Annotated in this window: 14 protein-coding genes; 7 read left to right on the top strand and 7 right to left on the bottom strand. The window is 55.1% G+C overall.

The features are described 5' to 3' along the window. Window positions 1–10: 10 nt before the first annotated feature. From MW898_RS10405 to MW898_RS10395, 3 genes are all read right to left on the bottom strand, one after another. The gene (locus MW898_RS10405; protein WP_248906980.1) at window positions 11–685 is read right to left on the bottom strand and encodes an MBL fold metallo-hydrolase; all 675 of its coding nucleotides are present in this window, start codon (window positions 683–685) and stop codon (window positions 11–13) included. A gap of 111 nt (window positions 686–796) precedes the next feature. Beyond that, window positions 797–1,639 carry an aldo/keto reductase gene (locus tag MW898_RS10400; RefSeq protein ID WP_248906979.1) on the bottom strand — a complete coding sequence of 281 codons (843 nt, stop codon included), beginning with the start codon at window positions 1,637–1,639 and terminating at the stop codon, window positions 797–799. A 376-nt stretch (window positions 1,640–2,015) separates the two neighbouring features. Beyond that, entirely contained in the window at window positions 2,016–2,387 is a 372-nt protein-coding gene (locus tag MW898_RS10395) for a DUF7344 domain-containing protein (protein WP_248906976.1), read from the bottom strand. A 489-nt stretch (window positions 2,388–2,876) separates the two neighbouring features. Between MW898_RS10395 and MW898_RS10390 the strand changes: the two genes are divergently transcribed. Beyond that, window positions 2,877–3,578 (top strand): dolichyl-phosphate hexose transferase, encoded by a 702-nt coding sequence (locus MW898_RS10390; protein WP_248906974.1) that lies wholly within the window; start codon window positions 2,877–2,879, stop codon window positions 3,576–3,578. A gap of 10 nt (window positions 3,579–3,588) precedes the next feature. Here the strand turns inward: MW898_RS10390 and MW898_RS10385 are convergent, their stop codons facing one another. From MW898_RS10385 to MW898_RS10375, 3 genes are read right to left on the bottom strand one after another with little or no spacing between them, the layout of a single operon-like run. Further along, entirely contained in the window at window positions 3,589–5,745 is a 2,157-nt protein-coding gene (locus MW898_RS10385) for a DUF7846 domain-containing protein (RefSeq protein WP_248906972.1), read from the bottom strand. Then, window positions 5,732–6,112 (bottom strand): hypothetical protein, encoded by a 381-nt coding sequence (locus MW898_RS10380; protein ID WP_248906970.1) that lies wholly within the window; start codon window positions 6,110–6,112, stop codon window positions 5,732–5,734. The genes MW898_RS10385 and MW898_RS10380 overlap by 14 nt, the downstream gene beginning before the upstream one ends. A 50-nt stretch (window positions 6,113–6,162) precedes the next feature. Beyond that, window positions 6,163–7,335 carry an alpha-1 4-glucan-protein synthase gene (locus MW898_RS10375; RefSeq protein WP_248909750.1) on the bottom strand — a complete coding sequence of 391 codons (1,173 nt, stop codon included), beginning with the start codon at window positions 7,333–7,335 and terminating at the stop codon, window positions 6,163–6,165. Window positions 7,336–7,634: 299 nt separating this feature from the next. Between MW898_RS10375 and MW898_RS10370 the strand changes: the two genes are divergently transcribed. From MW898_RS10370 to MW898_RS10345, 6 genes are all read left to right on the top strand, one after another. After that, window positions 7,635–8,378 (top strand): beta-ketoacyl-ACP reductase, encoded by a 744-nt coding sequence (locus MW898_RS10370; protein ID WP_248909749.1) that lies wholly within the window; start codon window positions 7,635–7,637, stop codon window positions 8,376–8,378. A gap of 2 nt (window positions 8,379–8,380) precedes the next feature. After that, window positions 8,381–9,970 (top strand): acyl-CoA carboxylase subunit beta, encoded by a 1,590-nt coding sequence (locus MW898_RS10365; RefSeq protein WP_248906968.1) that lies wholly within the window; start codon window positions 8,381–8,383, stop codon window positions 9,968–9,970. After that, a complete protein-coding gene (locus MW898_RS10360) occupies window positions 9,970–10,362 on the top strand; it encodes a DUF8022 family protein (protein WP_248906966.1) in 393 nt (130 codons plus the stop codon). Before MW898_RS10365 ends, MW898_RS10360 begins: the two co-directional genes overlap by 1 nt. 1 nt (window position 10,363) lies before the next feature. Then, window positions 10,364–11,518, top strand: coding sequence for a thiolase family protein (locus MW898_RS10355; protein WP_248909748.1), 1,155 nt, complete (start codon window positions 10,364–10,366; stop codon window positions 11,516–11,518). Further along, complete coding sequence (locus tag MW898_RS10350; protein ID WP_248906965.1) at window positions 11,515–11,883, top strand: Zn-ribbon domain-containing OB-fold protein; 369 nt, start codon at window positions 11,515–11,517, stop codon at window positions 11,881–11,883. Before MW898_RS10355 ends, MW898_RS10350 begins: the two co-directional genes overlap by 4 nt. 155 nt (window positions 11,884–12,038) lie before the next feature. After that, window positions 12,039–12,896 (top strand): TrmB family transcriptional regulator, encoded by an 858-nt coding sequence (locus MW898_RS10345; protein ID WP_248906962.1) that lies wholly within the window; start codon window positions 12,039–12,041, stop codon window positions 12,894–12,896. Here the strand turns inward: MW898_RS10345 and MW898_RS10340 are convergent. Continuing rightward, window positions 12,851–13,897 (bottom strand): glycosyltransferase family 2 protein, encoded by a 1,047-nt coding sequence (locus tag MW898_RS10340; protein ID WP_248906960.1) that lies wholly within the window; start codon window positions 13,895–13,897, stop codon window positions 12,851–12,853. The two genes, MW898_RS10345 and MW898_RS10340, sit on opposite strands and share 46 nt — an antisense overlap. Window positions 13,898–13,907 lie beyond the last annotated feature (10 nt).

The following is a 13,907-nucleotide window of genomic DNA, read 5'->3' as shown; positions in this document are numbered from 1 at the left end:
GTCGTTTGGATCACGCTATCGATTGGCCGAGTTCTGCCAATCGAACACTGCCATTTTTGAGAAACGGTACTCCGTGTCCGAAGCCGATCGTTTCGACTGCTGGCTGCCGATCGGCGAGATCCAAAATACTCTCTTTGGCTTGTCCGGAATCGTAGCTGAGATACCACGGTGACGGGATGAGTTCCCCCCTGCGCTCGATGATTAAATCGCCGACAAACCCGAGTGAGAGTGATTCACTCATATAAGCTATGTGGCCCGGGGTGTGCCCTGGCGTGTGATATGCGGTAAAGCTCCCGATCTCGTCACCGTCCTCAACCGGCTCGATCGAGAGATCGTGTCCGCGCATGAACGGTCTGAGTGCGCGTTGCAGAGCGCCTTTCGAGTTCGTGAGTGGTGGCTTTCGTTGTCCAGTGAGAAAGGCCCCATCGGGCATCCCGACGTACACTGGTGCTTCAATTCCAAGACGAATGAGTCCGCCAACGTGGTCGATGTCATAATGCGTGAGCAAAACACGGTCGATGCTGTTGAGCGTGTACTCTGTCTCCTCGATCTCTCGCATGAGCTTTGAGATTCCCCACGGTGTCCCCCCGTCAACGAGTGTCAGCGTCCCTCCGTCGTCGAGAAGATACGCATTCACACCGGTCAAATCGACCTGCCAAGCGTTCTCCGTGAGTTCGAAGACCATACTATCTCTACGAACGCGACGAATAAAATATCCGATGGTTCTATGGAAAATTCATGAATCTACCACGTACGGTTACGAGCGGGGGTCAAGAACGATTCTCCAGCAACTTGCTTATCGACGCGGATCTGGAAGTCGTGATTTGACGAACCCAGACACCGTTCGGAGTTTCGAGGGACGATAGATGTTTTTCATCTCTTCGTCTGTGAGTTCGAAGTCGAACACCGCAAAATTCGCTTTGAGATGCTCGTAGCTGGTCGCCTTCGGGATGGTACAGACCATCTCTTGTTGAATTAGCCACCGGAGCGCAACTTGCGCGCTCGACTTTCCGTACCGGTCTCCGATTTCGACGAGCACTCCATCGTCCAACGCGCCTCCGTGACCGAATGGACTGTACGCAGTGAGAATAACATCGTGTATTTGACAGTATTCGAGCAGTCGTGTCTGATCCCAGAATGGGTGATACTGCACTTGATTGGTCAAGATCGGCGCTTCTGAGAGGTTGCGTGCTTCGTCAAGCCGATCGATGTCGAAATTACTGACTCCGATATGTCGGACAGTGCCGTTCTCAACGAGTTCGTTCATCGCACCGAGCGTTTCCGCGAGCGGCGTCGTTCCGATCGGAATGCGATCTGCAGGCCAGTGAATCAACAACAGATCGATGTAGTCGGTGTTGAGTTTAGCGAGACTTTCTTCAGTCGAGCGTAGCACAGCGTCGTGGCCGTAGTTCTGTCCCCCGAGCTTCGTCGTCAAAAAGAGTTTGTCGCGGTCGATTTTGCTCGCACGGATCGCGTCGCCAATTTCTCGCTCGTTCCCGTAGACTTGTGCGGTGTCGATGTGTCGATATCCGAGATTGATCGCTGTTGCGATGGCCTGACGACAGTCTTCGCCCGTCAGTCGCCACGTTCCGAGACCTACCTTCGGGATTTTCTCTCCTCGGAGGGTGACGTATTCCATGGTTCGAGTACGGTACCCAGTTGTGTATACCTGCGGGTCCAATCGTCGATCGGACGAAAACAGTAGGCGGGCAAAGCACTTCTACCTGTAACGAGTGACGAACACCGGGATCGACACGAGCGCAAAAAGAAACAGAAAACCACCAATTATCGTGAAAAAGACGTCTGTCTGTCCCTGCGTTACCCAATAGTCGTATGCAACGAATAGACACAACGATGTAACGAGAAACCAGACGACCATTTGTACAACTCTTTTTGGATTGATATCAACAGATTCATTCATACGATTAGTTAATGTCGAAGTGGAAAATACGTCCGTTACCCGAAAGCATTTCCGGTAAGCGGTCTCTGTACGTCCGTCTCACGCTGGCTATTTATTAAAGATGGTCATCAATCGCGTCGAGCAGTTCGATGAAGTACGCGAAACGCTCTCCGCGCGTGATTGTGTCTCTGTCGTGTCTGTCGAGGATTTCGGCGTCCGCCAGCCGCTGTATATCCCGCTGGCGCACCGCCTGATAGGCGTGGCGGTACGTTCGATGGTTGACTTTGTGGAGCGGAAGATCCCGTTCGACAGCCGCGCATACCCGCGCGAGTTCCGCTGTCTCGACGGCGGCATCCGGCGGCAGGTGGCTCATATAGCGAATGATCGTCCGACGTCGCAGGTTCATGAGCGGGTCGAATATCTCCTCGTCATCCGGAAGCGCCCGGAGTGGCTCTGTGTGTGTTGATAGATCTCGACTGTCTGTCATTGTAATATGCGAACGGATCGACTCCGGTCAGCGACCGATCCCGGAAGTGCTGTCTCGGGAGTTCCCACGGCGAGAGGGGTGCTTGGAATCCAGTTTACTCGTTCCGTCGACGGGCTACTCACACGGAAGTCTAGTCCACGCACAACGTACTGCATTCCCGTGCTACCTCCTCGGGCGATAATAGGATTTGTGATACATCCGTTCACGCTATTACTCGGTGGTTCTGTCGATAAATAATTTTTCATCTATATAAAGATACTGTAAATAAACATTGGTTGATAGTATGGTTTAGTGGATATCATCGTGCGTGGAATTATATCGAAGAGTTTAAATTTGCAAAATATATAGAATACTTTTCATTATCGGTGGCTGAAGTCCGTTTGCAGACGTTTGGGACCTAATCCGTTGGCGCTATGATATACGTTGAGATTCGGTATTGCTCGGCGCGCTTGATAACGCTGAAGTGTACGCTGGGCCGAGTAGCGGGTAATGCAACAAGAAACGAAATCCGAGCAGTTCACATTCGATGATCTCAGTGTCGTAATGGGGACGTACAACGAAGAGGAGTCGATTGGTGTCGTCCTTGAAGACATAGATCGTGTCACAGACGGCCGAGCTGAAGCAATCTGTGTCGATGGTTCGAGCGACCGTACGCCAGAAATCGCCCGCGAACACGGCGCACGTGTCATTGAGCAGGAACCACAGGGATACGGCGTCGCAGTGCGCGAGGCAGTTCTGAGTGCTGATCGACCGATCGTCGTTACGACCGATTGTGATGACACCTATCCGATGGATGCCCTCCCGGAGTTCCTCTCGTTGATCAATGAGGGATACGACGTGGTCAGCGGTGACCGACTGTACCACGGAGCGCGGGAAATGCCAGCATTCAACCGCCTTGGGAACGCGACGTTTGCCCTCATCGCCAGTGTGTTGATGGGAACACGCGTTCACGACACGACGACGGGAATGCGTGCCTACCGGCGTGAAGTTATCCAACAGATCGAATGGACCGAAAACACTGGTCTCTCAGCTGAATTACTCATCCGGCCAGTGATGCGTGATTACCGGGTGCGCGAAGCGCCGATCACGTACCGCGAACGCCGAGGAGAGACGAAGCTCGACCCGATCGAAGGTGGTGCGGCTATCGCGAAGTCGATCGTCAAGGTCTGTTTCGAAGAACATCTCCGATAACCCTGCTTCGTTACCGTGTCTGGACGGTCGTGTTCGTGGTGATTCCGTCGGGATACTCACCTTCTGGGATGTACATCCCCTCGTGACCACAGTGACGCGACCCCTGACACACCTTTGGTGAACCGGGCCAGAGAAGCCGGGCGCTTTCGTTGTTCGCATCGACACCCATAGCGTAGCGGTATGTGACGGTGTTATGGTTTGGTTTCACGAACGTCATCGTCAGTTGGACGAACGTTGGTCCGTCGATAGCAATCGTATCGGAGGGATATCCGTCGGGTGTCGTCGGAACTATCGCTTGCCCACTCAGTGGTTCTTGGACGCTCGTGTTTGTCGTCTCTGCCTCGACAGGCGTTCCGTTGATCGTTTCCAATCGAACGTGTGTTCCGTTCACGCTCCAGCGAACGTCGAACTGTTCGTTTTCTGGCGGTCGGGATACGTTTGTGGGATACCGGAACCGGACGATCCGGTCATCATCGACCGTAAGCCGAACCGCTGTTGGCTGTCCAACGGTACCAACAGTTGTTGTGAGCTGGTGGCTCGTGCCGTTCCGGATGCTGAGTGGCTGGAGATGCGGCATAACGTTGCCGGGCCATTTTCCTCGGTACGTAAATCGATAGTGTGATCGGTTGGGATAGGCGTCGATAAGACCGAAATCTGTGGCCGGTCCGAGATTCTGTGCGTATAGAATATCTCCATCTTCGAGCGAGCCCCCGTTTCGGAGCCATTGGAACGGGTGTGACAGCCACGGCCCGTACGGGACCGGGAACAGGACGAGCGCATTGTCTAAACTTTCGTTCTCGAAGGGAGCGTACAGCTCAGATTGTTGTTCGATACCACCCAGATTCTTCCCGATCGGCTCTTCCATCCGAGCGTATTCTGCGCCCGCGAGAATCGGTGCTGAGACAACCAACAACACGATGATGACTGCACGCACGCTCTGTGTCGAGAGGCGCACCGAAAGGGCCGATCGGATCGATCGACCGAGCCAGAGCACACCGGCGCTACCGAATACGGACAGCGGAAGCACGAGATCGAAGTGGTAGTACGGACCAAATACCGCCATGAATCCGTCGGTTGGATCTGCAATCGTTGCGAGGCTGTTGAGCGTCCCCCAGAAGTAGATATTTCCGACGATGACCGTGATGCAGACACCGAGAATGGCGAGCCGGAGTGTAAGATCAGAGATCGGGGACGTATGGCGCTCCCGATAGCGAAGTGCAACCGGAAAGAGACCAATCGCAGCGACAGTGGCTCCAATCGGAGCGGCGGTAGTCCATCGCGTGAAGAGTTCGGCTACGAGGTGCTTGTTCACACGCCATGCGAGATCAGCCGAGTACACAGTCGTGTGCTGGAGAATCCTTCGCCGACCGAATCCCAACCCATCAAGCGGCGCGAACGCCTGATACGGGAAGACGAGTGCATCGCCCGTCACCACATGATTGTACGTGAGTGCAAGTCCCACCCCCAACACGCCGAAAAGCGCAACGATCGCTTCTCGCTCAATTATTGGTGTCCAAATGTTTCGCTCACGGGCGTGACGTCCTACCGTGAGTACCGCATGAATGAGGAAGGGAGTGGCGAACAGAACGGCTGTATACGGGCGAGAGAAGAACGCGAGTCCGATGGCTGCGCCTGCGAGCACAGCGTACCGGCGGCTCTGACTTCGAAACATCCGGATATACCCGAACGCGAACAAGAGGTTCAGCAACGTTGTCGGCGCATACGCCATGAACGTCGCTGAGATGATCAGGAAAAATGGCGTCGTGAGCGCAATCCCAGTAGCGAGGACGCCCGTCGGTCGATCGAATGCTTCACGCCCGAGAAGCCCAACGAGGGCAACGTTGCCCGCCGCAATCACCGAGAGCATCAGTCGAGGAACGCCCAACGCGACACCCGGCGCGTACATGAGCGCGGCAACCGGCGTGTACTTCGGATACAGCCGATTTCCATCCTGAACGAAAAACCACGGTCGAAAGGCAGCCGGGAAATCAGTCGTATACCAGAGCTTCCCGTGGAGGAGCATCGAAGCCTGCTGGAGATAGACGCCTTCGTCGTGGTTGTGTGATAGATAGGGGAACACCTCGTGACCAATGAGGAATACTACCCCTCCAGCAAGAACCGAGAGGAACCCAACAGCAAGACGGAATCTACGCTTAGTCCACTCCATAGAACCTGCTGTCGATAGCTGTGATAGTGAAATATCCGCCCGTACCGACGTGAGTTGTGCACCCACGAGCGTGGTCGTGATCGTGATCGCAATCGATGGTCGTGTCGCTGCCACCGCTTCGGTTTGTGGTGTGATTCTCTCGGTGGTCGACCTCGTCGGCGGAATCGAATTCGTATCGTAAGCTCATTCGCGCGTCGTTCTGTAGATGTCGGTGACGATCGAAACGCTCGGGCGTGCTCAAACGTGTTGGCTGGATGAAGTGGCTAATAGCAGCCACCTCCATCGAGCACAACGGTGATACACCATCATCCATCCGTTTCGTTGGAAGCAGCATCGAACGCGTCCCAGTCGCTGTGTTCTCAAACACCAGTTCACTACATGATGGTGTACAAAACACTTCTGCTTGCCGATTCTGTGCTAGTCGTCGGTAGCAGTGACGCTCGCTCGCGTTCGTTCGGTTTCAACGGGCGCGAGTTCATCGAGGCAGTCGAGCCACTCGTGCATGTATTCTCCGACGTACACGAGGAAGTCGTCGTTGTTGTAGTCGCCGTCGTGTTCGACGAGTGCACTCGCCATGGCGTCGAACGCCTCTGCGTAGGAGGTCGCGTCGTCTCCGACCGCATCGACGATCTCCCAGACGTGCTCGTTCAGTTCGAGCGCAGGAACTTCGTTGTTGAGATCGTCGAACGTCGATCGTGGCGCCTTGTTGTGTTCACACAACGGGTATCCGTTGTAGATCTGTTTGCCGAGGATGTCGCAGGCCCGTTTCAAGAAGACACCACTCCAGATGTCGTCGAATCGGCCGACTTCCCACGGATTGTCGTCCATCGGGAGCTGATAGAATGCGGGCACAACTTCGCGACGGAACGCGAGGTTCATTGAACAGACTGTGAGGTACTCTCCCTCTCGGGCGACGAAGTCCCCATCGAAGTCGTCGGATGAGGTACGGGTTTGTGCCTGTCCCTGAAGATCGCCATCCATGAGGATGCGCACAGCGTCGAGGTCGGGGACGTTCGTCCAAAGACCCTGCGAGGCGACGACGTCGTCGACCTGTTCGGTGCCGATGTCGACGTTTTCGTGCATTGCGCTGTAGGGGTATCCTCGTGGATACAATCCGTGCTCGTCGAAGTTCTGGTAGAGGACGTTCACCCACTGCTCATCAGAGGCGACGCTTTCGATCTCACCCTCGAACGCGATGTTCTCGAAGTGACGGCCGAAGAAGTCGAAGTCGGGGTGTGGGAGTGTGTCGTCGTCGATGAAGAACCCGTACTCGTACTGTTGGTTCTCCCACATGTAGAGCAGACCGAAACTAGTCTCAGCGTGGCTCGCAGCAGGAACGAGATGCGAGAACTCAACAACATCTTGCTCTTCGTACCACGCCTCGCGGCGCGATCCATCGAAGACGGCTCCGGAGACGCCTTCTTCTTCGAGCATTGCTTCCATATCGTCTGTATCACAGAAGTCCTCTGTGACCAGCAAGAAGAACAATCGGTCGAGATCGAAGCCATGCTCGCGGGCGTTTTCGACGTACGTCCGTACACACTCATACTCCCTGATCGTCGGGATGATCACACACGTGTCTACAGTCATTCCGTAGTTACCCATATCTAGGATCACCCAAAGTAGCTGTTGGTTGCGATCGCAGATATCAATCGCAAACTGAATTTATTGTTTTCGAGGTGACTATTCATTATTGCACCACGTTGAGCAGAGGGTAACAGAACATATACTTATTATGGCCGATCCCGTGCGAATGAATGTGTGAAAACCATGTTAGAGTTTATTAACGTGAATGTACGCTCAAAAAGAGCAAAATCGCATTACGTGAGATTGATGACTGTTCTTAATGGAGAAAATACCAACGGCTAATTAAAATGGAATCAGATACTATGTTATTAGAAGATAAAACGTGTGTAGTTACTGGTGCCTCTCGTGGTATCGGGCGTGGGATCGCAGAAGAGTTGGGGGCTGCCGGTGCCAATGTGGTTGTTAATTATCGTTCATCGGAAGCAGAAGCACACAATGTCGTCGATGCCATTGAGGAATCTGGGAGCAAAGCGGTTGCTGTGCAAGCGGATGTTTCCGATACGGAGGAAACACGAGCGATGAGTGAGACGACCCGAACAGCGTTCGGACGAACCGATATTTTAGTGAACAACGCTGGATGTACGATGGACGGGAAGTTCACCAACATGAGCCGTGAGGATTGGGATACGGTAATGGAGGTTAATCTTGGAGGTGTTTTCAACTGCACGCAGGCGTTCTTCGACGATCTGACCGAATCCAACAACGGCCGATTGATCAACATCTCCTCAATGATTGGTCGAAAGGGGAACTTTGGGCAGGCAAACTACGCCGCCTCGAAAAGTGGGATGTTCGGCTTTACGCGGACCCTTGCGCTGGAAATGGCTCGGTCCGGTTCAACTGCCAACTGCATCGCTCCGGGATTTGTTCAGACCGATATGCTCGAGACAGTCCCCGAGCACGTTCAGGAGAGTATCTTAGAGCGAATCCCGCTCGATCGATTCGCTGACATCGAAGATATAACGGGCGTTGCCCGTTTCCTTGCTGGTCCCAGATCCAGCTACATTACCGGCCAGATTCTCTCAGTAACCGGTGGTATGGAGCGGTAACGATGAGTAAGGAACTGTCGCGCCAACTGTTAGAGGAGAGTAAAGACGAACTGACGCCAATCGAAGAGCTCCGCAACCGTCGTAAAATATCGCGCATGGGCGGGGGAAAAGAACGGATCGAATCCCAACACTCGAAAGGGAAAATGACCGCTCACGAACGAATCGAGTATTTCCTCGACGATGATACGTTCCGTGAGATCGACCCATTCACCGAACACCGGTGTACGAACTTTGGGATGGATGAGAAGACCTATTCAGGTGATGCGGTCGTAACCGGCTACGGAGATGTCAACGGTCGTAAGACGTTCGTCTTTGCCCACGATTTTACTGTGCTTGGTGGCTCGGTTGGAGAAGTCGTCGCGGACAAGGTTTGTAAGGTGATGGACCAAGCGGTCGATGCTGGTGTTCCGATTATCGGTCTCAACGACTCGGGTGGAGCGCGCATTCAGGAGGGCGTCGATTCGTTGGTTGGATTCGCTCGCATCTTCAAGCGCAACACCGATGCAAGCGGCGTTGTTCCGCAAATATCTGCCATTATGGGGCCGTGTGCGGGCGGGGCAACCTACTCGCCTGCTCTCACTGACTTTACGTTCATGGTACGTGATACGAGCCATATGATGATCACCGGTCCTGACGTGATCGAGACGGTAACCGGTGAGCAGATCTCGATGGCGGAACTCGGTGGGGCGGACACGCACGCGGACACGAGTGGAGTGGCTCATATGGCGTGTGAGAGTGAGACCGAGGCACTTGATTCCATCCGTCAGCTCCTCTCCTATCTTCCCCAGAACAATATGGAGGATCCACCGGTCCTCGAGCCGTGGGATGATCCTACCCGTTCGTGTGACCGTCTCAACGAGATCGTTCCCAACGATGCGAAAAAACCCTACGACACGGTCGATGTCATCGCAGAAATCGTCGACGATCAGTCGTTCTTTGAGATCCACGGGGACTACGCTCGGAGTATGGTCGTTGGCTTCGCCCGAATGGATGGTCGCTCCGTTGGTCTCGTTGCGAACCAGCCGCGCGCGATGGCTGGTACCATCGATATCGACGCCAGCGAGAAGACCGCGCGGTTCGTTCGGTTCTGCGATGCGTACAATATCCCGGTCATTACGATCGTGGACACTCCCGGCTTCCTTCCCGGTACTGATCAGGAACATAACGGTATCATTCGCCACGGCGCGAAGCTCATCTATGCCTACGCCGAAGCGAGCGTACCCCTGCTAACAGTCATCACGCGGAAAGCCTATGGCGGGGCGTATATCGTGATGGGATCGAAATACCTCGGAGCAGACAGAAACTACGCGTGGCCGATGGCCGAAATGGCTGTACTCGGACCGCGTGGAGCGGTCAATATTCTCTATCGGCGTGAACTCACGGCGGCTGATGATACCGACGCAAAACGGGAAGAACTAATGGACGATTACCGCGAGGAATTCGCAAATCCTTATAAACCCGCCGAACGCGGATACATCGACGACGTTATCGAACCGAAGAAAACTCGCGCGCGACTCATCGATGACCTTGATCTGCTCGAATGCAAGCGCGTGGATAATCCACCAAAAGACCACGGAAATATTCCACTCTGATGGCAACAAACACAACTGAAATGCTTACGAAAACAGGAGAACCAATGGTAGAACTGCTTGACAACGGAGATGGAACCGATTCGGTTTCTGTCTCTCGTTCCGCTTTCGGCTCCTACCTCCACTCTGATGCTAGCGGCGAAACGGACGAAGACGTGCAAGCGCGGATTGTCGTCCCAGCTACCGCGACTGACGGCGAGGCAGCGGCGCTCGTAGCGTGTCTCGGCGCGTATCTTCGTGATCGCTCGATTGCAGGCACAGACCTAGCGACGGATGATACTGCGGACAGCTGGACGCTCGCTGGACGGTATGGCTGTCACTCTCGGAACGAGCTTCCGCGCACAGTCGAGCGCGGTGACGAGTGGAAGATGTCCGGACGAACGGGGTGGCGTTGAGATGAGGGATGTTGCTATTATCGGCGCGTCGATGACGAAGTTCGGGAAGCGAGAGGAATGGATTCGGGAACTACTCGCACAAGCCGGTAAAGAGTGTTTGACTGATGCTGGCGTTTCGCCGGGCGAGGTCGACCACCTGTACGTATCGAACATGGCGAGCGGTGAGTTCGAGGGCATGACAGGCGTTCCAAACTCCCTTGTCCACGATCTTGGAATGATGCCCGCGTACACACAGCGCGTCGATCAGACTTCTTCGTCGGGTGGAGCAGGTATCTACGCCGCCTGGCAGTCGATTGCCTCTGGCACGAGTGATATGACATTGCTCGTCGGCGGAGAGAAGATGACGCACCGTTCGACATCCGAGACGACGGACGTTATTTCCTCGATCACGCATCCTGTCGAGTACAAACACGGCGTCACGCTACCGAGCTTTGCGGGTCTCACTGCCCGTCTCTACCTCGATACGTACGACGCTCCGCGCGAAAGTCTCGCGAAGGTTGCGGTGAAAAATCACGCGAACGGCGTCAATAACCCCCACGCACAGTTCCAAAAGGAGGTTTCGGTCGAGACCGTCCTCGAATCACCGATCGTCGCCGATCCGCTCCGATTGTACGATTTCTGCCCGATAACTGACGGGAGTGCTGCCCTCCTATTCTGCCCGCTCGATGCGGCTGCAGAATGGACGGACACGTACGCTTCCATCGCAGGAATTGGTGGAGCGACGGACACCCACGTTGTCCACGAGCGTGCTGACCCGACAACGATGCGGGGTGTCGTCGAAAGTGGACAGCAGGCGTACGAAATGAGCGGCTACTACCCAGAAGACATCGATGTCGCCGAACTCCACGATATGTTCACGATCCTCGAATTCCTCCAGTGTGAGGGACTCGGCTTTTTCGAACCAGGACAGGCGTGGGAAGGCATCGAAGAAGGAGTCACCGAGATGGACGGGTCGCTCCCGGTCAACACCTCTGGCGGACTCAAATCGAAGGGACATCCACTCGGCGCGAGCGGCGTCGCACAGGGATACGAGGTGTACAAACAGCTCATCGGCGATGCTGGCAAGCGACAGGTCGACGCCGATGTCGGACTCGCTTGTAACGTCGGTGGATTCGGTAACTGTGTCATCACGACCATCATGGAGGCACACCAATGAGTTCGAAGGAGATGAACGCGACCCGGTATGCGGACGGTAGTATCAGCTATCCTGGCCACCAGATTGGACCGAACGGGAGTGAACCGGTCGGAACCGTCGATCTAAGCGAACACACGGCGACTGTGGTGACGTGGACGAAGAGCACCGCAACGCCACCTGGCGTGCGAGCACCGAATCCACTCGCAATCGTCGAGTTCACAGTTGATGACGAATCGGTACGCGTGCTCGGTCAGCTCACAACCGACGCTGTCGAGATCGGCGATGAGGTCCGTCCTGTTTACGTCGAGGAACTACGCGAACCCGGTGCTGGCATCCGCGAACCCGAAAGTCAAGAGTGGGACGGATACCGATTCGAACCGGTCTGAGACACCATCCATATCCCGGTTCTTATCAGCAGTGTTTGATTGCTCGAATTTCAATTAGCGTTTATTTCGTTTCATTTCGTTCTCTCTTCTGTTCTTGTATCTCCTCGCAGGCGAACGATTGACAGCTTTATCCTCGCTCTGCTGGTAGACCGAGTATGTCCGCCACGGACGTGTTCGATCGTCTCGGATTAACGAAATATGAAACGGATGCGATGACCGAGTTATTTGGTCTCGGAAGGACGACGGCTCCGAATCTCGCTGAGGCGACAGGGATTCCGAAAGCTCGTATCTACGGCGTTCTCGATTCACTCGCTGCTGAGGGATACGTGAAGGTCATTCCCGGCCGTCCGAAAGAGTACGTGGCGAGACCGCCCGCCGAAGTGCTTGAGCTGGCGACCGAAAATCGTCGACAGGAGTTCGAGAAGTTCCAGCGCAAGATCGAGGACGCAAGCGATGCGTTCCTGTCGGAGTTTGGGCCGCGCTTCGAACACGCAAACGAAGAGAACCGCCCTGCCGAGGAGCTGTTTCACGTCGTCGATGTCGGCGAACCGAGTGAAAACGGGACACAACGCATCTACCACACTGCAAGCAAGAGCGTGCGAGTGCTGAGCAAGGCGTTCGAGTATCTCGATCGTATCGAGCCTGCCTTCGAAGACGCTGTTGAGCGAGGAATCGACGTCAGGGTTCTCCTGCTATCCCCGCAACTTCTCACACCAGCGGCGCGCGAACGACAGGCTGATATTGTGTCACACGTCACCGAAACGTATCCCTCGGTTGGTCTTCGGTACAGCGAAAAAGCACTCCCGTGGCGCGGGACGATCGCCGATCCGAGCATGGAGTATGACACCGGAACAGCGATCCTCCTCGTCCAAGAAGACGACGTACCGAACCACATGCGCCAAGCCGCAATTACCGAGAACGGCTCGTTCGTTGCAGGGCTTCACCGATACTTCGAGCTGGTGTGGTCCTACGAGAGCGTTGATCCCGATGAACGCCACGCGAATGCTCCGTAGAGATATCCTCCACCGACTGCTGCAGTGAGAACGAACAACAGCACGAGCTGTGAGAGCGCCGCTGTCGATGGGGAACGAACCAATGCTACGAGCCGTTCTGGGACGAATTCACCGAGCAACTGACCCAGAAATTCAGTCTCCTCGGCGGTCGCTGGCGTCGTCGACTCCGGGAGCAACACTTCCATCCCGCGCTTCGAGTAGCCCTGCCAGAACGCCCGCTTGATGAGCCACGTCGGTTCAGTACGGTACGCGAACACCTTGTGGGCGACCCGTGCTTTGGGATTGTACTGCACGCCGACGTCGTACCGACTCCGAAGACGCGCACAGAGTTCTGTCTCGCCACCCTGCAGATGCTTATCACCTTTTCTTCCCCCGATTTCGGTGTCAAAACCACCGAGCTCATCGAACACTGTTCGCAGAACAGAAAAATTTGATCCAAACGTGTTTCGAACTTCCCCCGCTCCGTCCGCGAATCCCCGGTGAGTCACACCGATGAGCCAGTAGAACTCTTCTGGCACGTACTCAGGCTTTCCCGCAACCCAGAGCGGCGTCATCTTCCCGCCAACGGCAAGCGGCTGCTCACCGTCGTGATCGTGATTAGGATCGCTATCGTAATCGCGCTCACGCTCAACCGGGTGTTCTTGACTCACATCATCTTCAGCTTCAGCTTTGTCTTCTTCGTACGGTTTTGCGAGTTCAGCGAGCCAGTTCTCGTGGGCGACAGCGTCGTCATCGATGAATGCCACGACGGTTCCGTTGGCGAACGACGCCCCTGTGTTGCGTGCAGTAAGCAGTCCTTGGTTCGTCTCTTGGAGGTGGACGGTAACATCAGGATGCTCACCGTAGTCCGACCGAGCGCGACGTTCGACTGTCGAACTGCCGTCGCTGACGATGATGATCTCGTGGTTCTCGTAGGTCTGTTCGAGGACGCTGTCGACGGCTTCGCGGAGATAGGGATAGCGGTCTTCTGTATGGGTGCAGACGACGACCGAAATGAGCATACGTCCGCCT

This window comes from Halocatena marina (assembly GCF_023276375.1).
Taxonomy (GTDB): domain Archaea; phylum Halobacteriota; class Halobacteria; order Halobacteriales; family Haloarculaceae; genus Halocatena; species Halocatena marina.
The sequence above is the reverse complement of the archived record's forward strand: the minus strand, read 5'-3'. Positions and strand labels throughout refer to the sequence as shown.

Coding starts and splice junctions, on each gene's coding strand:
- MW898_RS10405 (WP_248906980.1), bottom strand. CDS start 685: ATGGTCTTCGAACTCACGGAGAACGCTTGGCAGGTCGATTTGACCGGT.
- MW898_RS10400 (WP_248906979.1), bottom strand. CDS start 1,639: ATGGAATACGTCACCCTCCGAGGAGAGAAAATCCCGAAGGTAGGTCTC.
- MW898_RS10395 (WP_248906976.1), bottom strand. CDS start 2,387: ATGACAGACAGTCGAGATCTATCAACACACACAGAGCCACTCCGGGCG.
- MW898_RS10390 (WP_248906974.1), top strand. CDS start 2,877: ATGCAACAAGAAACGAAATCCGAGCAGTTCACATTCGATGATCTCAGT.
- MW898_RS10385 (WP_248906972.1), bottom strand. CDS start 5,745: ATGGAGTGGACTAAGCGTAGATTCCGTCTTGCTGTTGGGTTCCTCTCG.
- MW898_RS10375 (WP_248909750.1), bottom strand. CDS start 7,335: ATGACTGTAGACACGTGTGTGATCATCCCGACGATCAGGGAGTATGAG.
- MW898_RS10370 (WP_248909749.1), top strand. CDS start 7,635: ATGTTATTAGAAGATAAAACGTGTGTAGTTACTGGTGCCTCTCGTGGT.
- MW898_RS10365 (WP_248906968.1), top strand. CDS start 8,381: ATGAGTAAGGAACTGTCGCGCCAACTGTTAGAGGAGAGTAAAGACGAA.
- MW898_RS10360 (WP_248906966.1), top strand. CDS start 9,970: ATGGCAACAAACACAACTGAAATGCTTACGAAAACAGGAGAACCAATG.
- MW898_RS10355 (WP_248909748.1), top strand. CDS start 10,364: ATGAGGGATGTTGCTATTATCGGCGCGTCGATGACGAAGTTCGGGAAG.
- MW898_RS10350 (WP_248906965.1), top strand. CDS start 11,515: ATGAGTTCGAAGGAGATGAACGCGACCCGGTATGCGGACGGTAGTATC.
- MW898_RS10345 (WP_248906962.1), top strand. CDS start 12,039: ATGTCCGCCACGGACGTGTTCGATCGTCTCGGATTAACGAAATATGAA.
- MW898_RS10340 (WP_248906960.1), bottom strand. CDS start 13,897: ATGCTCATTTCGGTCGTCGTCTGCACCCATACAGAAGACCGCTATCCC.